16 protein-coding genes and 1 pseudogene are annotated in these 20,255 nt (G+C 65.5%); 10 read left to right on the top strand and 7 right to left on the bottom strand.

The features are described from left to right. The first annotated feature begins 21 nt into the window (after positions 1–21). From AC3A6R_RS18395 to AC3A6R_RS18350, 10 genes are read left to right on the top strand one after another with little or no spacing between them, the layout of a single operon-like run. On the top strand, positions 22–1,305 hold the full coding sequence (locus AC3A6R_RS18395; RefSeq protein ID WP_487865153.1) for a CpaE/TadZ family protein: 1,284 nt from the start codon (positions 22–24) through the stop codon (positions 1,303–1,305). A 9-nt stretch (positions 1,306–1,314) separates the two neighbouring features. Further along, positions 1,315–2,637, top strand: coding sequence for a TadA family conjugal transfer-associated ATPase (locus AC3A6R_RS18390; RefSeq protein WP_487862768.1), 1,323 nt, complete (start codon positions 1,315–1,317; stop codon positions 2,635–2,637). After that, a complete protein-coding gene (locus AC3A6R_RS18385) occupies positions 2,630–3,619 on the top strand; it encodes a type II secretion system F family protein (RefSeq protein ID WP_487865152.1) in 990 nt (329 codons plus the stop codon). Before AC3A6R_RS18390 ends, AC3A6R_RS18385 begins: the two co-directional genes overlap by 8 nt. Continuing rightward, positions 3,616–4,578 carry a type II secretion system F family protein gene (locus AC3A6R_RS18380; RefSeq protein WP_487865151.1) on the top strand — a complete coding sequence of 321 codons (963 nt, stop codon included), beginning with the start codon at positions 3,616–3,618 and terminating at the stop codon, positions 4,576–4,578. Before AC3A6R_RS18385 ends, AC3A6R_RS18380 begins: the two co-directional genes overlap by 4 nt. Then, positions 4,575–5,555 (top strand): tetratricopeptide repeat protein, encoded by a 981-nt coding sequence (locus tag AC3A6R_RS18375; RefSeq protein WP_487865150.1) that lies wholly within the window; start codon positions 4,575–4,577, stop codon positions 5,553–5,555. Before AC3A6R_RS18380 ends, AC3A6R_RS18375 begins: the two co-directional genes overlap by 4 nt. After that, on the top strand, positions 5,552–6,004 hold the full coding sequence (locus AC3A6R_RS18370; protein WP_487865149.1) for a DUF3613 domain-containing protein: 453 nt from the start codon (positions 5,552–5,554) through the stop codon (positions 6,002–6,004). Before AC3A6R_RS18375 ends, AC3A6R_RS18370 begins: the two co-directional genes overlap by 4 nt. 38 nt (positions 6,005–6,042) lie before the next feature. Continuing rightward, positions 6,043–6,558, top strand: a complete 516-nt coding sequence (locus AC3A6R_RS18365; protein ID WP_487865148.1) for a TadE/TadG family type IV pilus assembly protein — start codon at positions 6,043–6,045, stop codon at positions 6,556–6,558. After that, positions 6,555–7,010, top strand: coding sequence for a TadE/TadG family type IV pilus assembly protein (locus tag AC3A6R_RS18360; protein ID WP_487865147.1), 456 nt, complete (start codon positions 6,555–6,557; stop codon positions 7,008–7,010). Before AC3A6R_RS18365 ends, AC3A6R_RS18360 begins: the two co-directional genes overlap by 4 nt. A gap of 11 nt (positions 7,011–7,021) precedes the next feature. After that, the gene (locus AC3A6R_RS18355) at positions 7,022–9,121 is read left to right on the top strand and encodes a TadG family pilus assembly protein (protein WP_487865146.1); all 2,100 of its coding nucleotides are present in this window, start codon (positions 7,022–7,024) and stop codon (positions 9,119–9,121) included. Positions 9,122–9,171: 50 nt separating this feature from the next. Then, complete coding sequence (locus tag AC3A6R_RS18350) at positions 9,172–10,605, top strand: sigma 54-interacting transcriptional regulator (protein ID WP_487865145.1); 1,434 nt, start codon at positions 9,172–9,174, stop codon at positions 10,603–10,605. 42 nt (positions 10,606–10,647) lie between these two features. Here the strand turns inward: AC3A6R_RS18350 and AC3A6R_RS18345 are convergent, their stop codons facing one another. The 7 genes and pseudogenes from AC3A6R_RS18345 to AC3A6R_RS18315 form a co-directional block, all read right to left on the bottom strand. Beyond that, complete coding sequence (locus tag AC3A6R_RS18345; RefSeq protein WP_487862759.1) at positions 10,648–12,207, bottom strand: TolC family protein; 1,560 nt, start codon at positions 12,205–12,207, stop codon at positions 10,648–10,650. Further along, positions 12,204–13,520 carry an HlyD family type I secretion periplasmic adaptor subunit gene (locus AC3A6R_RS18340; protein WP_487865144.1) on the bottom strand — a complete coding sequence of 439 codons (1,317 nt, stop codon included), beginning with the start codon at positions 13,518–13,520 and terminating at the stop codon, positions 12,204–12,206. Before AC3A6R_RS18340 ends, AC3A6R_RS18345 begins: the two co-directional genes overlap by 4 nt. A 30-nt stretch (positions 13,521–13,550) precedes the next feature. Continuing rightward, positions 13,551–15,383 (bottom strand): peptidase domain-containing ABC transporter, encoded by a 1,833-nt coding sequence (locus tag AC3A6R_RS18335; protein WP_487862757.1) that lies wholly within the window; start codon positions 15,381–15,383, stop codon positions 13,551–13,553. A gap of 78 nt (positions 15,384–15,461) precedes the next feature. Next, positions 15,462–15,734, bottom strand: coding sequence for a hypothetical protein (locus AC3A6R_RS18330; RefSeq protein ID WP_487865143.1), 273 nt, complete (start codon positions 15,732–15,734; stop codon positions 15,462–15,464). After that, positions 15,731–18,799 carry a glutamate ligase domain-containing protein gene (locus tag AC3A6R_RS18325; protein WP_487865142.1) on the bottom strand — a complete coding sequence of 1,023 codons (3,069 nt, stop codon included), beginning with the start codon at positions 18,797–18,799 and terminating at the stop codon, positions 15,731–15,733. Before AC3A6R_RS18325 ends, AC3A6R_RS18330 begins: the two co-directional genes overlap by 4 nt. A 49-nt stretch (positions 18,800–18,848) precedes the next feature. Beyond that, positions 18,849–19,355 (bottom strand): peptidoglycan-associated lipoprotein Pal, encoded by a 507-nt coding sequence (gene pal / locus AC3A6R_RS18320; protein WP_487862754.1) that lies wholly within the window; start codon positions 19,353–19,355, stop codon positions 18,849–18,851. 91 nt (positions 19,356–19,446) lie between these two features. Continuing rightward, positions 19,447–20,255: pseudogene (locus AC3A6R_RS18315) on the bottom strand (hypothetical protein); the annotation flags it as partial.

Raw genomic sequence — 20,255 nt, 5'->3', positions numbered from 1 at the left:
ACCAATCCAGTGGCCGATGCGATGAACGCCCCACGCGACAGCCTTCCCGAAATCGGTGCGGAGACCTATCTCTTTGCATCGCCGAACAGCAGCCATGTCACCTGGTTGACCGACGCGCTCGGCCGGGTGGGCGCGGTGGTGACCCTTCCGCCCGACGCCAAGGCGATGGACGAGCGCATCGCCATGCTCAGCCCTGCGGCGGTGTTCCTCGATTTCGCGGGCCAGCACGCTGCTGCGGCCAGCGAACTCCACCAACGCCTCAAGCGCGAATGGCCGACATTGCCGGTGCTTGCGACAGGGGCTTCGGCCGAGCCCGCGTCCATGCTTGCGGCGCTGCGCGCCGGCGTGGACGATTTCGTCGACATGAGCGCGCCGCCCAGCGACGCCATCAGCACGTTGCGCAAGCTGCTCGACCGCCAGACCAGCTCGCCGAACCGCCCACGCGGAAGCACGCTCGCATTGCTCGGCGCCCGCTCCGGCATCGGCGTGACCACGCTCGCGACCAGCCTGTCGCTGATGCTCAATGACCAGCTGTCTCAAGCAGCGGCGGCGGTCCCCGGACGCAACACGCGCCGCGGCGTGGCTTTGCTCGACCTCGGGCTGCCGGCGCGCGACGGTCTTCTCTATCTCGACACGCAAAGCGGCTTCAGCTTTGTTGACGGCGTTCGCAACCTGCGGCGCCTCGACCAGACGCTGCTGCACACCGCCCTTGCGCATCACACGAGCGGCCTGGCCGTGCTGCCCCTGCCTGTGAGCCTTGCGCAGGTGCGCGAGATCTCCCACGCCGATTCGGTGGCGCTCATCAAGCGCCTGGGCGAGTTCTACGACTTCCAGATCGCCGACCTCGGCGGTTTCACAACCCTCGACTTCGTCGCCCAGACCGTGAAGGCGGCCCAGCGCAGCTGGGTGGTGTGCGACCAGAGCATCGGCGCGATCGTCTCCACCGCCAACATGCTTAAGGAACTGCGCACACGCGGCGTCGAGACCGATCGGCTGCAGCTCGTGGTCAACAAATTCGACAGCCATGTCGGGCTGCCGGCCAAGGACATTGCCGAGCGGCTCGAGTTGACGCTGCACCACGTGTTGCCGATGCGCAGCACGCCGTTGCTGGCGGCAGCGAGCCGTGGCGAGATGCTGGTGCGCACTGCACGCAGTGACCCCTATTCGCAGGGCATTGCCGCCCTCGCACGCGGCCTGAACCAGGCCCATGGGGCCGACGCAGGCCAGGCATCGTCCACTGAATCCCGCTGGAGGGCCCGCATGGCGCAAATCGTCGGCTTCCGAAAAAGCTCTACTGAAGGTTGAACCGCCTCTATGTCCACCGATCTCGAATTCGCCGACGACGACCAGGCGTTCATCAACTCCCAGCAGTTCCAGGACATCAAAAGCTGGACGCATGACCACCTGCTGAGCCGCATCGAGGAGCTCGGTGCGGAATTCGGCCGCTGGTCGCGCGCGTCGATCCAGCAGTTCGTCGAACTGGAGGTCGACAGCTTCGTGCGGCTGCGCCGCGTGCCGATCAACGACCGCGAGATGCAGCTCATCTCCGATGCGTTGACCAAGGAGCTGGCGGGTTTCGGCCCGCTCGAAGATCTGCTCAACGATCCCGCGGTTGAAGACATCCTGATCAACGGCTACCAGAACGTCTACGTTTCGCGCCATGGCATGCTGGAGCGCGAGACGGTGCGCTTCGCCGATTCGGAGCACGTGATGCGCATCGTGCGCCGCATCCTCGCGCCGCTCGGGCGTCGGCTGGATGAATCCAATCCGATGGTGGATGCGCGCCTGCCGGACGGCGGGCGCATCAACGTCATCATCGAGCCGCTGGCGATCGACGGCCTGTCGGTCTCGATCCGCAAGTTCCGCAAGGAGCCGCTCACGCCGGCCGACCTGGTGAAGCTCGGCACCTTCGACGCAGGCATGGCGCAGTTGCTGGAGATTGCCGTGCGGGCGCGCTGCAACATCCTCGTGAGCGGCGGCACCAGCTCGGGCAAGACCTCGCTGCTCAATGCGCTGGCGACCTTTATTCCTGCGCGCGAGCGCGTCATCACCATCGAAGACACGGCAGAGTTGTCGCTCGGCACCAGCCACGTCGTTCGACTCGAAAGCCGGCCAGGCGGGTTCGACGGCACCGGCGTGGTGTCGATCCGCGACCTGCTGCGCAACAGCCTGCGCATGCGGCCCGACCGGATCATCGTGGGCGAGGTGCGCGGTGCCGAAGTCATCGAGATGATGCAGGCGATGAACACGGGCCACGAAGGGTCGATGGGGACCATCCACGCCAGTTCTCCACGCGAATGCCTCTACCGCCTTGAAATGCTCGCGGGCTTTGCCGGCTACCAGGGCAGCGAAGTGAGCCTGCGCCGGCAGATCGCCAATGCCATCGATTTCATCGTGCAGATCGGGCGCCTGTCGAGCGGCCAGCGTCGCATCCTCTCGCTGAGCGAAGTCACGGGCGTCAACGACAACGTGGTCGCGATGCAGGAGCTCTATCGCTACGAACCCATCGCGTCGCCCGACGGCGAGGAGCGCGATCGTTGGGTGTCGCTCGGCATCGCGCCGCACTCGCCCAAGATCACGCGCTTCCGCCAGTCGCTGACGCGCGCGCAGCAGCAGCAGGGAGACAACCGTGCGTGAAGTCCTGCTCACGGTGGCCTGCATTGCGCTGCTGCTTGCAGCCGCGGGGCTGCTGCTGTGGCAATGGGCAAAAGGGCGCCAGGCACGCCAAGCGGCGGGGCGGCATTTGAACCAGCAGATCCTGGCGAGCACGGCCGATGCGGTGCCGGTGCCAATGCCGATGCCCTTGTCCAGCGATGGCCTCCTGACGAGCGTGACCACGGACCCGTGGCTCGAGACGGAAGCAAGTGCCTCGGCTGGCGCATCGGCAGGTCTGTTCGAAAAGGCGCTTCCCGGATGGTTGGTCGGCGTGATCGACGTGCGTGTGGCTGCACTGTGCCTTGTAGCTCTCGTCGTAGTGACCGCGGTTGCCGGCATGGTCGGCGGCTGGGTCGTTGCATCGAGTGTGCTGGCCCTCTTGGCGCTCCTTTCCGTCTTCGTGGTCTGGCTGCGCCTGCAGAAGTTTCGTCGCAAGCTTGTCAGCCAGTTGCCCGGATACATCGACGCGATGGTGCGCCTGATCACCATTGGCAACTCCACCCAAGCGGCTTTTCAACTGGCGATTGCCACCACCGAGGCGCCATTGCGCGGCCAACTGGAACGTGCAGCGTCTCTGGTACGTGTAGGCATGGATCTGGACCGGGCGCTTCACCAGACGGCGAGCAATGTCCGCATCGACGAGATGTATCTGTTGGCCTCCATTCTCGGCCTGGGCGTGCGCTACGGCGGCCGTGCGGATCTGCTGCTGGAGCGCGTAGGGAACTTCATGCGCGACCGGGAGCAAGCAGAGCACGAACTGGTTGCCATGTCTTCGGAGATCCGGCTCTCTGCTTGGATCCTTGGACTGCTGCCACTAGGCGTGGGAGGCTTCCTCATCATGACCAACCCCGGTTACTTCGTGGGAATGTGGAATGACGAGACGGGTCGCATGCTGATCTTCTCCTCGGCAGGACTTCAGTTGCTTGGTGCCGCCCTTCTTTATCGATTGGCAAAACTGACATGACGTTCTCGCCCAATCAACTCGTCGTGCTTGCCTTGGGGTTACTGGCCTTGGGCCTCATGGCGGGAGCCGGCGCACTGATTGCATCCGAATTCCGTCGCGCCCGCAGTGGAAAGGTCATCGGCCGCGCCATCCATCAAGCCGTGGAAGCTCCGAACCTATTGAAATCTTCCACTGACATGGGGGAAGAGCTCGGAGCCCCGGCGAAGCCGGATATCGAGTTGCCGTTCCACTGGCTCGATTCGCGGCTCGGACGAACGCTCGTGGCAGATGAAGACCGCAACCTCATCGACCAGTGCGGTCTCTCCTCGAAGCGCGCGCAGCTTATTTTCTTGGTGACTCGCGTTCTCCTTGCGCTGCTTCTCCCGCTTTTGGTCCACCTGATTTGGGGTGAAGACACGGGGCGGACCTTCGTCGTCTTTCTTGCTGGTGCTTTCGTCATCGGATTCATGGCGCCGAAATGGACGCTTGGCCGCTTTGCTGCTACACGGCGCGACCGAGCGAATCAGGAGCTTCCGCTGTTCATCGACTTGCTGCGCCTTCTCCAAGGCGTTGGATTGAGCTTGGATCAAAGCCTTCAGATCATGGCCGCGGACTTTTCGCATGTGCTGCGCGTGCTGGGCTACGAGTTGAACTTGGCCAACAACCAGTACAGCCGTGGTCGCAGTCGCGAGCATTCGTTGCAACGCCTCGCAACCTTGCACAAGAACGAGAACCTCCGAGGGCTCGTGTCTTTGCTGGTACAGGTCGACAAGCACGGCGGCGCGGTGCAGGAGCCATTGCGCATCTTTAGTGACCGGCTGCGCGAGCACCGACGTTCGGAAATGAAGGAGAAGATCGGGAAGATCACTGTGAAGATGACTGCCGTGATGGTGTCCACGCTTCTGCCGGCGCTTCTCATCGTCACAGCAGGTCCAGGCTTCATCGCGATATTCCGAGCACTCGGAGCCGTTGCCAAATGAAAACTCTGGCCTCTTTCACCCACTCGCCCGCCGTGCGGCGCATTCTGACTTTTGCCTGCGCAGGCGCTGCGGCTCTCGTGGTCACGGGCTGCGCCGGCACCAAGGATCAGTACGCCGCTAGCGCGGATGCGCAACAGCGCATGGCCGCTGAAGCGGCTGCCGAAACAAAGGCCGGCGCGAACGTGGACACCCAAGCAACCTACCTCAGACTCGTCGAGCAGATGCAGAAGGAGGACCTATGGTTTGCATCGCTCGCGCACATCGATGCGCTCGAACGCCGGTGGGGTGTGTCGCCGGAATCCATGCGCGTGCGCGCGGACGCGCTGCGCCAGACTGGACAAGCTGAACTCGCTGAGACTGCCTACAAGCGCTTGTTGGCCACGCCGCAGGAGAGCTCGGGTTACAGAGGGCTGGGCCTGCTCGCTGGCGCACGCGGCCAATACGAAGAAGCGATTCAGCTGTTCAAGCAGGCGCAGCGCCGAACGCCGACAGATGCATTGCTGCTGAGCGATCTGGGTTATGCGACCCTCCGCGCCGGCAAGCTTGAGGAGGCACGCCTTCCGCTAATGCAGGCCCTGCAGTTACAGCCCGACAGCAAGCAGGCACAGGCCAATGTGGCACTTTATCTCGAGGTGACGAACCAGCAAGAGCAAGCCACCGCTCTCATGGATGCGAACCGCATGCCCGAAACCACGCGCGCGGCAGTGCGTGCAGCCGCATTACAGTTTCGGCCCGCAGGGAGCCCGGCCACACGGCCCTCCTTCATCTCGGCACCGGCACCAACGCCCGTAACCATATCGAATGGGGCGTCCAAGACGCTGCTACCCAACGACCCGGCCGCAGTCTCCTTGCCGCTCGCGCTTAAGCCGGCCCGATGGGCCGGCGGCGGCGGGCGCACCGCCAACCATTTGAACCCACCAGCCTCGACTGCAGGCACACCTGTTTCACCGAACCCGATTTCACGAGGGGCACCATGAACAACAACCAGCCGTTCAACCAGCTTTCTACGCTGTCCACCTGCGCGCTAGTCGCCGCTTTCTTGCTCATGAGCGCAGCAGCCTCTGCACAGGCAGTCGATACCAGCGCCAGTCAAGGCGACATCACTCCCGGTCACGCATCAGCGGTGAGTCGTGTCCTTCACGATGACACGAAACCTCGTTTCGACTCGACGCAAGACGCTCTTACTACTGAGGACGAAGAAGAGGCCTTCGATCTTCCGTACGAAGTTGGCGATGCGACGACAAACCTATTTGCTTGGCAGCGCGGCGGCCAGATCGCCTCCGCCACGACCCGCCCCATCGCGGGCCCAATTGCCAGCCGAAGCTACGAACGCTATCTCAAGAGTTTCGAGCATCCCATCCCAGAGCAGTTTGGCTCAAGCGTGTCCAAGAATGGTGGTGCTCCACCAAACGCAGGCGCTCGCTAGGGAACCGGCCATTTCTACGAAATCCAGTTCCAAATCCCATGCGCAAGCGACTCAAGTCTCTGTATGCACAGCGAGGTATCTACGCACTTGAGTACGCGCTCGTATTTCCGCTCGTGTTCGTGGTGCTTTATGCAATTCTCAGCTACGGGATTCTCTTCACCATCCGATTGGGTATGCAGAACGCTGCCGAAGAAGGAGCGAGGGCCGCGTTGCGATACCAATCGGTGAATACCGCTCTCTGCACGGACCAACTCTCATGCCGCAGGCTAGCAGCGGTGAATGCCGCCCGCACGGGCATCGATTGGCTAAGCGCAGCAACAGTCGATGCCAAGGTCTGCCTCGTAGACACCGACGACGTCTGTACGAGCAGTGCGATCCCGAGTTGTGGTTCATCTCTGGCGACACGGTGCCAGATGATCGTGACAGTCAACTACGACTATGACGCCCACCCGCTGGCCCCTTCGCTCCCCGGACTCGGCTTTCTGATGCCAAGCGCACTTCAAGGCAGAGCCAGCATGCTGATGACCGACCCTATGGCAGGAAATCAGATATGAGCGGACATCCTTTTCAGCAGCCCAAGTGCGAACTGCAGCGAGGCATTGCCGCCGTTGAGTTCGCTCTCGTTCTGTCAACGCTGCTGTTAGTCCTCTACGGCCTTGTTTCCTTTGGTGCGGTGCTTTACGCACAACAGGCCATCTCCCGCGCAGCCGAGGATGGTGCGCGCGCCTTCGCGGGGGTCAATGACCCGACGGAGACGACCAACATTGCGCTGATCAAGAACATTGTTTATGCCTCACTGGCTTCATCGCTTGTGACCCCGGCAAACGTCGGTAGCACTACCACACAGCGAAAGAGCTGGCTAGAAGCCAATCCGAACGTCTCTGTCATCGTCGATGCGTCGGGTCTCGTGACCGTTTCGTATCCCTACGAAGAAAGTCCGATCATCGCGCTGCCAGGTGCCTTGTCTCCGGCCCGAATTTCTGGCTCTGCCAAATTCTCCATGTAAGACCAAATGACATGAGCATCGTGGCAAACAACAGAAAAACCCTACGATCGCAGCGCGGCTCTGTGGTCGTTCATGTCGCCATCTTCATGAGCCTTGCGGTCATTTTGTTCGTTGGCACCGAACTGGGCTACCTCTTCTACTTAAAAAGAGAGTTCCAGAAATCTGCTGATCTGGCAGCTCTCGCCGGAGCGCAAGCGCTCAATGTCAACAACTGCACGGCGGCATACAGCGCAGCCAAATCCAATGCGAACGATAGTCCCGATCGCAACATGCCCGCAGATTTTTCGCTCTCAGACTCGGACCTGGCCTGTGGGCAATGGAACGCACAAGACACGACGAACGCGAACCACTTCAACGAAGCTTCCACCGAGAAGAACGCGATACGGGTGAACATCACGCGGACGCCTCCTACGCTTTTCATCTTCTTCACCGGGAACCGAACGATTACGGTAGAGGCTATCGCAGCGCGGGCACTGCCGAAGGCCGCCTTGAGCATCAATAGCACACTGTTGACCCTGAAAACCGAGCAGTCGGAAATCCTCGATGGCCTCGTGGGAGGCCTGCTCGGCGGAAGCGTTGAACTGGGAGCCGTCGGCTGGGAAGGGTTGGTGACTTCACAGATCAGTCTGCTCAGCTTTCTCGATGCCTTGGCGCCCTCGGTCAACCTCGCCGTTGGAGACTATGACGGTATCCTCAACGCGAATGTGACTGTTGCGCAGCTCCTTGAGGCGATGGCGAGCGTGCTCCAGCGAAACGGCGCGCTGCTCAGTGCCGAGCTCAGCGAGTACCGGAAGCTTGCCGCATTGGCGGCGGCGCTGAATCTACCGCCCATAAAGGTCGGTGACGCTTTGGGCGTTCTTACGGGCACCGCGACCAGCGCTCTGGATCTTTCATTGCAGGCGGCGCAGTTAACTCAGGCGTTTGTGCAACTCGCCAACAGCCAAGTCGCGGATCCTTCGGCTGTCCTTGCCGACGTTGCACTTCCGATCGCTGGGGTCACGGCCACTGTGAAGATTATTGAACCGCCACAATTCTCTGCCATCGGCAATCCGGAGCTCGCCAAGGCAGCACCGCTGGGGTCTGACAAGATCTACGTTCGAACTGCGCAGATTCGGACATTGATCTCGGTCAACATCGGAGAGCCGGGCCAACTGTTGACAAACTTGGTTGTAGGCTTTTCGAACGCCCTGAATTCGCTGACGTCGGCGCTCGTTTCGATTCTGACCTCAATCATCGATCTGACACCACCGGGAGATTGTTTAATCATTGCGGTCCTCTGCCAGACGACGCCTAAGGCCGTCATTTCGGATATTTCTGCACTCCCACTACCGATTCGCATCGATATCAATATCGATATCGCTCCAGCATCGGCTTATGTCGCCGACTACGATTGCACCAACCCCGCCGACAAGAAGTTGTGGGCCGAGTCAATGTCCAACGTGGCGACTTTGCGCATAGGAAAAATGGGCACGAGTTCTGAAGATGCGAAAACGAAGGTCTTTTCCTCTGCCACATTGCCTCCGGTCGTGGAACCTATTGCTTTGGTGGATATCGGGACCGTGCAGACCAGAAAAACTTGTACTGTCGCAGTCTTGGGACTGTGCGTCGCGAGCTTTCAAGAGTACTTGAAAGCCGACGGCACATGGACAACGCTGAAGTCAGCTGCTAAGAGAACTGCTTTCGGCGGCGGCGGCATAGGGCTCTCGATCAACCCGGCCCCGATCAGCAGCGGGGGCTCGACACTCCCCTTTCGTTCAAGTACGGCAGGCCTTCTCAAGGATCTCACTGACACGTCTGCCCCAGCTCAGACCTATCTTTCAACTTCGGCCACCGGCAATGCGGCTGGAGTCTTGATCGATACGGTGAACGGCCTCCAACTTGATCTGTACGCTCCCAGCACATCGACCGGCCTCTTAGGCTCGGTCCTCAAAACAACGGATGCTGCAGTAACTCTTGTTTTTGATCTTCTAAAGACCGTGATTACTCCGCTGCTGGCTTCCGTTATCAATCCGCTTATTGAGCTGCTCCTGAAGGCGTTGGGGATTGACCTTGCGAGTGCAGAAATCGGCGCCCGCATGACATGCAGAGCAGGTGCGGAGTTGGTGTACTAACGCGAAATGAAGACAAGAAATTGACTGCTGCGCTCCGGGCGAATGCTTCTATGACAGCCACCAACTTCGACGAACTCGACCTCTTTGTCTGGGAAGGCAAGGCCGACATCCTCGACCGCATCGCGCGCTGCATGGCGAGCTTCGATGTCGAGGTGATCCGGGCCGACGGCATGCCTGCTCCGTCACAGGACCGCGGCACCGCGCTGCGGCCCTCCGTGGCGATCCTGAGCGTGACGGTCATCGACAACGGCGGGCTCGCGCATGCGACCGAGCTGCTGCAGGGGATGCCCGTGATCTGGGTCGCGGCAGCGGCGCGCGAGCGCGACTCGCGGACCTACCCGCCCGAGTACCTGCACGTGCTGCCCTACGACTTCACCTGCGCCGAGCTGCGCACGATGGTCGCGAAGCTCGTGCGGCAGCTGCGCGCGCGCGAGGTGGCACCGCAGCCACCCGACGAGCTGGTGGCGCATTCGGAGGCGATGCAGTCGCTGCTGGCCGAAGTGAACGCCTTCGCCAACTGCAACCACAGCGTGCTGGTGCGCGGCGAGACGGGCGTGGGCAAGGAGCGCATCGCGCAGCAGCTGCACCTGGGGCACGAGAACTACGGCAAGGGCGCGTTCGTGGCGGTGAACTGCGGCGCGATTCCCGACGGGCTGTTCGAATCGCTCTTCTTCGGCCACACCAAGGGCTCGTTCACCGGTGCCGTGCATGCGCACCGCGGCTATTTCGAGCAGGCCACGGGCGGCACGCTGTTCCTCGACGAGATCGGCGACCTGCCGAAGTACCAGCAGGTCAAGCTGCTTCGCGTGCTCGAGGACAACACGGTGACGCGGCTGGGCGCGACCGCACCGATCCGGGTCGACTTTCGGCTCGTGGCCGCCACCAACCGCAACCTGCGCGAGATGGTGGCGAGCGGCGAATTCCGCGCCGACCTGTTCTACCGGCTTGCAGTGATCGAGCTGCATGTGCCGAGCCTCGAGGAGCGCGGCGAGATCGACAAGATCGCGATCTTCAAGGCGCTGTTGCGCAACGTGCTTGGCGACGAGCTTGAGACGTTGGGCGAGACGCCGCACTGGCTCTGCGATGCAGTCGCGGAGATCTACTTTCCGGGCAATGTGCGGCAGTTGCGCAACCTCGCCGAGCGCGTGGGCGTGATCGCACGGCAGCTGCGCGGCTGGGACCAGAACCTGATCCAGCGGGCGATCGCGCTCACGCGCGGCACGCCGACGCCGGCGATGTTGGCCGCGAACGGCGGCGGTGGCATGGGCGCGGGCAGCAGCAACGGCGTGGCGCTCGACGGCAGCGGCGAGCGCCGGGGCTGGAACAGCAGCGAGCGCAACCGCATCATCGCGGCGCTCGAGACCAACGACTGGAAGCGCCAGGACACGGCGCAGCACCTTGGCATCAGCCGCAAGGTGCTGTGGGAGAAGATGCGCAAGTATCAAATTCTCGACGGCGAGCCCGGCATCCCGGAAGAGACTTAGCAGCCCGCCCCCGAAGGGGCTCGCTCCGCGCTCGCCCGCGGATCAGCGGGCAGGCATTCTTTGCGTGGTGCGCAGCGCGGGGGCGGCGGCCGTCGCGCTCGCGCTCCGGTCGACCACGGCTTCGTTCGCACAGGCCGCGTTGCTTGCAATGCACAGCATCGCGAGCATGCCGTCGTCGCTCAACACCGGACGGGTCGGCGGGCCGAAGATGCGGTCGATCCAGTTGTTGCCGGCTTCGGGGTCGATGCGCAGTTCACCCACGGTGCGCGCGAGGCGCAGCTCGGTGATGCGCAGGTCGAAGACCGAATCGACATAGTCGAACAGCAGGGTGTAGTAGTCGAGCTGCGCGTCGAGCACGGCGGGCAGGGTCTCGCGGCCGAACTCCATCAGCCGGCGCCGGCCGCGGAACGACTGGCCCGACGCGTTGACGGCCTCCATGAGCTGGCGTTCGCGTTCGCGGCCCGACACGGTGCGCGACCACGAGGCCGACGTGAGTTCGAGCAGGTTGAGCCGCACGCCTTCGAGCTTGGCTTCCTGGTTGGCGACCTCGGCGAGCGCGGACTTCAACTTCATCTGCCGGTCGAAGCCGTTGCCGAAGTTCCAGTTCAGCTCGAAGGCCGCGCGCGTCGGGTCTTGCGGCGAGACGCCGCGCGGGTCCTTGCTCTTGACGACCACCGCGTCAACCGTGGGCCAGATGCTGGCTTCCTGCTGCTCGACCAGCGCCTGCGCGCGCGCAACGCGGCCCCTGGCCTCGGCGATCTCGGTGCTGCGCTCCTCGGCACGGCGCAGGGCCTCGTCGCGCGACACGATGCGCCAGGCTGCGGGCGCGGCGAGCACGGGCAGCGACGAAGGCTCGGGCGTGAAGCGGAAGTAGGTGTTGAACTTGGCCAGCGCCTCGTCGCGCTGGGCCTCGAAGTCTGCCTCGCGCGCGGCCACGGCGGCGCGGCGCGAGGCCGCCATGTTCAGGTCGTTCTCGCCCGTCGCGCCGAGTGCGACGCGCCGCGATTCGACGCGCGAGAGCTCGGCCACCACTTCGGTGGACTTGCGCGCGATCTGCTTCTTCAGGTCGAAGCGCTGCACCTGCAGGTAGGCGGTGAGCGCATCCAGAACCACCTTCTGCGAGGTGGTGACAACCGCGTCCTCGTCGGCCTGGTTGCCCGCCTCGGCGGCCCGCACGGCGGCGCTCATGGCACCGCCGTCGATCAGGCTCACGCGTGCTTCGGCGGTCAGCACGGTGTAGTTCTCCGTGGCGGCATTGGCCGCGCCGCTGTTGTAGGTGCCCGAAGCAGTGCCCATCTTGAACCGCGGATAGCGCGCCTTCTTGGCCGTCTCCACGCCGAAGCCGCTGGTGTTGGCGGCGGCCTGCGCGGTCTGCACCTCGGGGAATTCCTGCGACAGCGTGAAGAGCGCCTGCTTCACGCGCTGCACGGAGCTCGCGGCGCCGAGCGATGGCGACGAAAGGCGGCGCGCGGCCGCCAGCGTTGGCGGTGACTCCTGCGCCAGCGCGGCTTCGGGAGGCAGCAAGAGGCCGGCGCACAGCGCCGCACAGAGGACGCCGGTGCCCGTGGTTCGGCGCCGGCCTGTATCGGTCGTCGCGCTCATGGTTCGCGGAACGCTTCGCGTCGCAGCTTGAGCACCGGGCGCAGGATGTACCAGATGAACGGGTCGGTGCCCACCTTCAGGTCGACCTCCGCTTCCATGCCGGCGGTGATGCGGTTTTCCTTCTGCCCCACGAAGGTCTGCTCGGTGCCGACCAGGATGCGGTAGTAGGGCGTCGAGTTGGCGACGGCCGGGTCGCGGTCGGCGTCGGCCGCCACCAGCGTGACCTGGCCGTCGACCGCGCCGTAGCGCAGGTAGTCGTAGGCCGTGATCTTCACGCGCGCGCCCTGCCCGATCTCGACGAAGCCCCGGTCGTTCGGGTTCAGGCGCGCCTCGATCATGACCTCGTCCTTGTCGGGCACCACTTCCATGATCGCCTCGCCGGGCTTGATGACCCAGCCCGGGCTCGCGCTGCGCAGGCCCTTGATGATGCCGTCGGCGGGCGCCTTCACGGTGGTGCGCGAGCGCTGCGTGCGGGCCCGCGCGAGGTCTTCGTTGAGGCTCGCGAACTGGCGCTCCACGGTGGCCAGCTCGTCGGATGCGCGGCGGCGGAAGCGGCCTTCGGCCTCGGCCATCTTGGCCTGGGCCTCGGCGATGGCGGCGCCGGCCGAGATCGAGCCCTGACGCGCCACCGCGAGTTCGCTGCGCACGCCCTCGACCTGGCGGCGCTTCTCGAGCACCTCGACCTGGCCCACGAGCTTCTCACTGAGCAGCTGCTCGGAGATCTCGAGTTCCTTCTGCATCAGCGCCAACCGGTCGTTCAGGCCCTTGACCTTGGCCTGCTGCTCGAGCTGCTTGCTGCGCGCCTGCTCCAGCATCGACACCGCACCGGCCATCACGCCGCGCTGCTCGAGCGAGCGCGCTTCATAGGCGCCGACCTCGCCGTCGAGCACGCTGGCGTCGATGTCGGCGGCAAAGCTGTCGCGCCGCAGTGGCTGGCCCCGACTCTCGGCCATGAGCCGGATGCGCGTGGCCTGCGTGGACGCATAACGTGCAGAAAGCTCCTCGAAGTTCAGGCCGCTGCCGCCCAGGTCGATCTCGACCAGCGACTGGCCCTGCTGCACCCGGTCGCCTTCCTTCACCATCACCTCGCTGACGATGCCGCCTTCGAGATGCTGGATCGACTTGACCCGGTCGGACGGAATCACCCGCCCCGGCGCCACCACCACCGTCTCCATCGGAAAGCCCAGCCCCACCACGGCCAGCAGCGCCACCGCGCCGCCGATCACCCATTGGCGCCGCCGGCCGCTGGGCGACGTCTGCGCCGAGCGCTTGCTTTCCTCTTCCTGGAGGATCTGCGGCAAATCTGATTTCAATTCGGTCCCCACATACGGTTCTTCGTTCGTTCAGGCCATGGAGCGGCTGGCGCCGGCGCCGTGCGCGGCTTCGTCGTCGCCCGCACCGCCATCGCCCAGCGCCACCAGCGCCTTCTTCACGCCGAAGAGCTTCGGCACCATGACGGCCGCCGTTCCCTGCTCGACATTGCCCTGCCCCGTCACGTGGTAGACCGTGGTGGCGGCCGACACGATGCGCAGCGAATGCGTCACCACCACCACGGTGCGCACCTTGGCCACCGCAAGCAGCGTGGCGAGCAGCGTGCGCTCGCTCTGGAAGTCGAGGTCGTTACTTGGTTCGTCGAGCACCAGCACCGAAGGCTTGCGCAGGAAGCTCATGGCCAGCGCGAGCTTGCGCCGCTCGCCGACCGAGAAGCCCACGCCGCCCTCGCCCACCACGGTGCGGTAGCCGTCGGGCAACCGCGAGATGAAGTCGTGCGCGCCCGAAAGCTTGCAGGCGGCCACCACCTGCTCGTCGCTCTGGCCCGGCGCAGTGCGGCGCATGGTGTCGATCAGCGGGCCGCCGAACCAGTAGACCTCCTGCGAGAGATAGCTGATCCAGCGAGACAGCTCTTCGCGGCCGAACTGCGACAGGTCGTATTCGCCGATGCTGATGACGCCGCGCGTGGGCGTGTACAGGCCCGAGAGCAGCTTGACCAGCGTCGACTTGCCGGCGCCGTTGCGCCCCACGATCACATGCAGCCCGCCGGGACCGATGTCGAGGTCGACGTTCTCGAGCACCGGCTTGTGCGACTCGGCGCTGAAGCTGAAGCTGACGTCCTTGAGCGTCACGCGGCCGAGTGGCTGCGGCAGCGTCATGCCCGACGGCGGCTTCTCGACGGGCTCGCCCAGCACCTTCTCTAGCCGCTTGGCCGCTTCCTTGGCAGCGGCCAGCGAGCGCCAGCTCGAGACCAGGCCGGCCACCGGCTGCAGCGCCTTGAGCGCCAGCATGTTCGAAGCGACGAGCCCGCCAACGGTCATCCACTGCTCCATGACCGAGATCGCGCCCACCGTGACGATGATCACCGAGAACACCGTCAGCAGCACCGTGGTTCCGTCGCGCGCGGTCTCGATCTGGCCGTTCTTGCTGAAGCTCTCGCCGAGCCAGTCGTTGTAGGTCTGGCGCCACATCTCGACGGTGGGTCCGTCATTGGCCTGCGTCTTGAGCGTTTCGCGGGCGTTGCAGATCTCGGCGGTCATGCGGTCGAGGCCGCGTCCGCGCTGCACTTCCTCGACCCGGCCGGTGCGCACCTCATCGGCCCACCACCAGGCCAGGAAGGCCATGATGCCGAGGAACAGCACCACCACAGGCAGCACCGGCAGTGCCACGATGCCGATCACCGCCAGCGCGAACACCGCCATCGGCAGGTCGAAGATCGATTGCGCCAGGCCGCCCGTGACCGTGCCGCGCACCGAGGCCACGTCGCGGAAGAACTGGTGCCACACCGAAGCCGGGCGCGCTTCGAGTGCGCGCAGCGGCCGGTTCAGCATCGAGTGCAGCAGCGCCCCCGAGACCCCGTGGTCAATGATCGCGCCCGCATTGCGCAGCAGGCGAGAGCGCCGCATGCGCAGCCAGAACTCGATGCACAGGAAGAACAGGATGCCGCAGACCAGCGCGGCCAGCGTCGAGACACCGCTGCGCGACAGCACGCGGTCATACACCTGCAGCAGGAAGATCGACGGCAGCAGGCCGAACAGGCTGATCGGCAGCGAGCGCCAGGCCGCGCTCTTGACCAGCGGATAGGCATCGCGAAACGCCTTGTGCAGCGCGCCCGCGTAGGGGCTCGAGCCAGCCTCCTCCGGCGGGTCGGCCAGCAGCTGGCTGGGCAGAAGAAACTTGATCATGGGAAAAGGCCGATCCGTGCGGCAATGACGCCTGCGTCATTATCGACTGTTACCCAAATGTTACGAAGCGATTTTCTTTTACGCACCACTGCATCGAAGCGCTTCCCGCAGCGTAGGCGGCGCGGTCATCGCGGTCGCGCCATCCTGAAGCCCGCAATCAACGGGCTTGCGGGCCACCGGGCGCTCCGACTCCCGCGGCGGCTGGTCCTGCGCGAGCACGAGCGCGACGTTGGCACACAGCAACATGCACAGCAACCATGCGCAAAGAAGCTGAAACCATCCGAGCCACCAGCGGCGCGGGGTCGCGGGCGAAGCCTCGGCGGAAAGGGGAAGGGAGAGGCTGGGTTTCATGGCAGTGCTTTCAATACCCGGGCGAGGCGCGAGAGGCCGACACCGGGGGAACTCTTGGCCAGCACCCAGTCGCCCGGCTGCAGCAGGCCTCCGAGTGCGGTCGACAGATCGGCCACGTCGACGAACCAGTGCGAGCGGACCTTGGTGCTGATGCGCGCATGCAGCGCGCGCATCAGCGGTCCGCACAGCAGCACGCGGTCGGGTTGCGAGGCGAGCAGCTCGGGCTCGAGGTCGAGGTGGTGGCGTTGCGCGGCGGGGCCGAGCTCCTGCATGTCGCCGAGGATCGCCACGCGGCGCGCGGGCTCGCAGGGCGCCTGCGACAGCAGTTCGAGCGCAGCGCGCATCGAACTCGGGTTGGCGTCGTAGGTCTCGTCGATCAGCTTGAAGCTGCCGCCGCCGATGTGGATGGTGTGCAGCGCGCCGCGCGCGCCGGAGGGCTCGAATGCGGCAAGCGGCTCCACCGCGGCCGCGAGCTTGAGCCGCATCGCATGCAGCGCCGCCAGCGTGGCCACGGCGCTCAGGCCCATGTGGCGCCCCGGCGCGTTGAGCCGCAGCTGGAACGGCTCGCCGAGCACTGCGACTTGCGCCTCGCCGTGGTCGAAGGCCAGAAGCCGCAGGTCGGCGTCCTGGTGCTCGCCATAGCTCACGATCTGGAGCTGGTGTGCCATGGCGGCTTCGGCGAAGGCCGCGAACTCGGGGATGTCGCGGTTGAGCACCGCGGTGTCGCCAGGCGCCATGCCCTCGAAGATGCGACTGTCCTGCCGCGCGGCGGCGTCCGAAGGGCCGCTGCGCTTCTGCGCAGAGGCCGACAGCCCGGTGACCACGGCCAGCATCGGGCGCACCAGCTCGGTCAGCGCGGGCAGGTTCGGCGAACCCATCTCCAGCACCCAGTAGGCGGCGCGCCGCGGCATGCAGGTCAGGTTCCAGGCCATGCCCGAGGGCAGGCTGACGTTGCCTTCGGGCCGGCCGACCTCGCCCCAGACGCCCAGGGCATCGGCCAGCATCGCCGCCACAGTGCTGCTGGCCGCGCCGCTGCCCACCACGCCGCAGACACGGCCCGCGAACTCGGTGCGCGCATGCGTGCCCAGCGCCAGCACCGCCTGCGGCAGGTTCTGCACCTGCAGCACCGGTACGCGCTTGTCGAGGTGTGCAGAGGCGTCGGTGCACAGCACGGCGGCCGCGGGCTGCAGCACGCCCTTGAGGATCACTGCGGCCAACGGCGCCTTCGAGGGGCGCGTCTGGTGCTCGAACACCACGCGGCCCTTGCGCAGGAACGAGCGCTGCGTGATGCCGGTGGCGCGCCAGCCGTCGTCGGGCCGCACCACCCAGTCGCCGCCGGTCACGCGCGCCATCTCGTCGGCGGTCCATTCGGCGCCGTCGTCCCTGAGGTTGCCCGCACCCGGCACGGCCGGCCGCTCGAGCAGGTAGCGGTGATAGGCCACGAAGCCCGACATGTACTGCGCCACGTCGTCGATGCGCACGCGAAACGCATGGTGGCGCACGAAGAATGCGCCGGCAATGTGCGACGGACGGCGAAAGTACATCGCCATCTCGGGCCAGAAGAAGCCGTTCTGAAGGTAGTGCGCGCGGTAGTCGAGCGCGCGGTAGAACTTCTCGGTGTCGAGCTCGTCGAGCAGGTGCCGCATGGCCGCCATGCCCTCGAGCCGCTGCAGCATCTGCTGCGCGGCCAGCATGAGTTCGAGCAGCGTCGGAAAGGTGGTCTTGCGGTCGAGCACGAAGTCGAGGTAGCCCGCGACGTTCTGCAGGCCGAAGCGAAAGTAGCGCTCCTGCGGGCTCCAGCGCGTGAGCTCGTTCACGCAGCGGCTCAGCCAGTGGTCGTGCGCCTGCCAGTGCTGGCTGGCGATGAAATGGTCGAAGGCCTTCTCGACCACCGCGAGCCAGCGCGGATCGCGCGTGAGGCCGTAGAGCCGCATGAGGCCGAACACCGCCTCGCCCTCGTGGTAGACGGCACGCGCGGCCTGCTTCACGCGCAGGTCGGCGGCGTGCAGCACATGGTTGAAGCGGCCGGTGGCAGGGTCCTGCAGCGAGGCGATGCCCAGCGCGAGCTTCTCGAGCAGCGGCAGCCAGCGGCGCGTCTCCATCGCCTCGCCGTGCGCCACCAGCGCGAGGATGCAGGCGGCGTTGCCGCCGAGCGTGATCTCTTCGCCGTCGACCAGGAAGGCGGCCTCGCGGCCGTCGGGCAGCTTGTATTCGCGGATGAAGCGGCTCGCGAGCGGCGGCAGCGCGCGGTCGATCGCGGCGCGCAGCTTCTCGTCGCGCGTGAGCTCCCAGGCCTCGACCATGGCGCTGACCACGCTTGCATGGCGCATCGCGTCGTAGGTCGGAATGCGGCGGTCGAAGCAGGGGAAGTAGCCGGAGACGAACAGCCCGTCGTCCTGCACCTGGCGCGCAAGATAGACCGCGCCGCTGCGCACCAGCTCGAGAGCCGAAGGTGGCGTGAGCGCAGGCGACTGGCGGCGTCCCGCATCGAGCCCCGTGCCCACCAGCTTGTGCACCACGCCGTCGGCCTGGCAGAACACGCCCACTGTCGCGAGCAGGTAGACCGGGTGGTCCGCGGGCAGATCGAGCGCCAGCGCGCGGGCAAAACGCGCTTCGGCATAGAGCGCGAAATTGCGCGCGTTCACCACCGCATGCGCGATGGTCGAATCGCCGCTCAGCATCGCATTGGCGTTGAGCTCCTGCTCGGTGAAGGCGGTCTCGAAGTCCTTGTCGAAGGCCAGGCCGAGACGGAAGTAGTTGCGCTTGACGGCGCCGAGCTGGGCCTTGAATTGGCCCCACCCCAACGGGCTCGCGCCCTCGACCCAGTCGATGCGCAGCCACGGCGCGACGAGGCCGCAGTCGCGCACCCGCCGTTCGACCGCTTCCGCGCCTTCGCGCCACGCGGTCTCGAAATCGGCCGCGCGTGCGTGCACCACATGCGCGCGCTGCGAACCGTCGGTGACCGAGAAGAAGAGCGTGAAGGCCGGATAGGGCGGTGGCAGCGCCGCACATACCGAGGCCAGGCGCTCGTGGCAGGCATGGAGCTGTTCGGAGAAGGACATCATTCAGCCCAGGGCCTGTTCACGCTGCGCAAGGGGGTCGCGTTCTCCGGCTTCAGCGGTAGCTGAATTCAGCTCGGCGATTGAGCTGATAGCCCTCCTCGGTGTTGTCGGGCGACGCAGGCTTCTCGATGCCCCAGCTGATGGCCTCGATGCGCTCGGCCGGCACGCCCAGCTGCGTGAGCGCACGCTGCACGGCTTCGGAGCGGCGCTGGCCCAGCGCCAGGTTGTATTCGCGTCCGCCGCGCGAGTCGGTGTGGCCTTCGATCACCACGCGGCTCGTGGGACGGTTGCGCAGGTAGCTCGCGTGCGCCTCGACCACGCTGCGGTCCTGCGCACGGATGTTGTACTTGTCGAAGTCGAAGTACACGATGCGCGGCACGCCGACCGGGCCGTTCTGCGCCAGCGGGGCCGGCGGCGCCTGCACCCTGGCCACGTTGCTCGCGGCCTTGTTCGAGAAGTAGTACTTGGCGTCTTCGCGGCCGTCCTTGGGGCCGGTGCCGCAAGCGGCAAGGCTGGCGGCCAATGCAAGGGTGGCGAGTATCCGGAAGTTCTTGTTCATGTTGATCGTCCTTTTGGCGGGACAGGCCGGGTTGCGGCCTGTCCCTGTGCTGTCGTTCTTGTGATGGGTTGCCCCGTGGTGTTTCCGGGGCTCAGCCCAGCAGGCCGTGCAGGATGTTCGACACGGGCGTCAGCACGCTGTTGTTGCCGGCGACCTGGTCGACCAGGCTGGTGATCGGGGTCACGACGTCGGTCACGATCGGCGCGGCATGCTCCACCGTGTCGACCAGCCCTGCGACCGTCTCGATCACCGGCGACAGCGTGGTGCCCGCACCGGCCAGGATGTCGGTCACCGGTTGGGCCACTTCGGACACGGCAGCCACGACTGGCTCCAGCGTCTCGGCGGCGCCGCCGGCCACTTCGAGCACCGGATCGAGGATGTTGGCCACCACGCCACCGAGCAGGCCGTCGCTGCCGAGCAGGCTGCCGACCAGGCCGTCCTGGCCCAGCAGGCCGCCGCCGAGCAGGTCGCCGCCCAGGAGGTCACCACCCAGCAGGCCGCCGACGATGCCGTCTTCACCGAGCACTCCGCCCAGCAGGTCACCGCCGAGGAGGTCACCACCGATCAGGCCGCCGACGATGCCGTCTTCACCGATCACGCCGCCGAGCAGGTCGCCGCCCAGGAGGTCGCCACCGAGCAGGCCGCCGATGATGCCGTCTTCGCCAAGCACGCCGCCGAGCAGGTCACCGCCGAGGAGGTCGCCGCCCAACAGGCCGCCGACGATGCCGTCTTCGCCGAGCACGCCGCCCAGCAGGTCGCCGCCGAGGAGGTCACCACCGAGCAGGCCGCCGACGATGCCGTCTTCACCGATCACGCCGCCGAGCAGGTCGCCGCCAAGGAGGTCGCCACCGAGCAGACCGCCGACGATGCCGTCTTCACCGAGTACGCCGCCGAGCAGGT

The sequence above is a fragment of the Variovorax sp. Soil_C_19 genome, from assembly GCF_057657255.1.
This window is presented reverse-complemented; position numbering and strand designations above follow the sequence as displayed.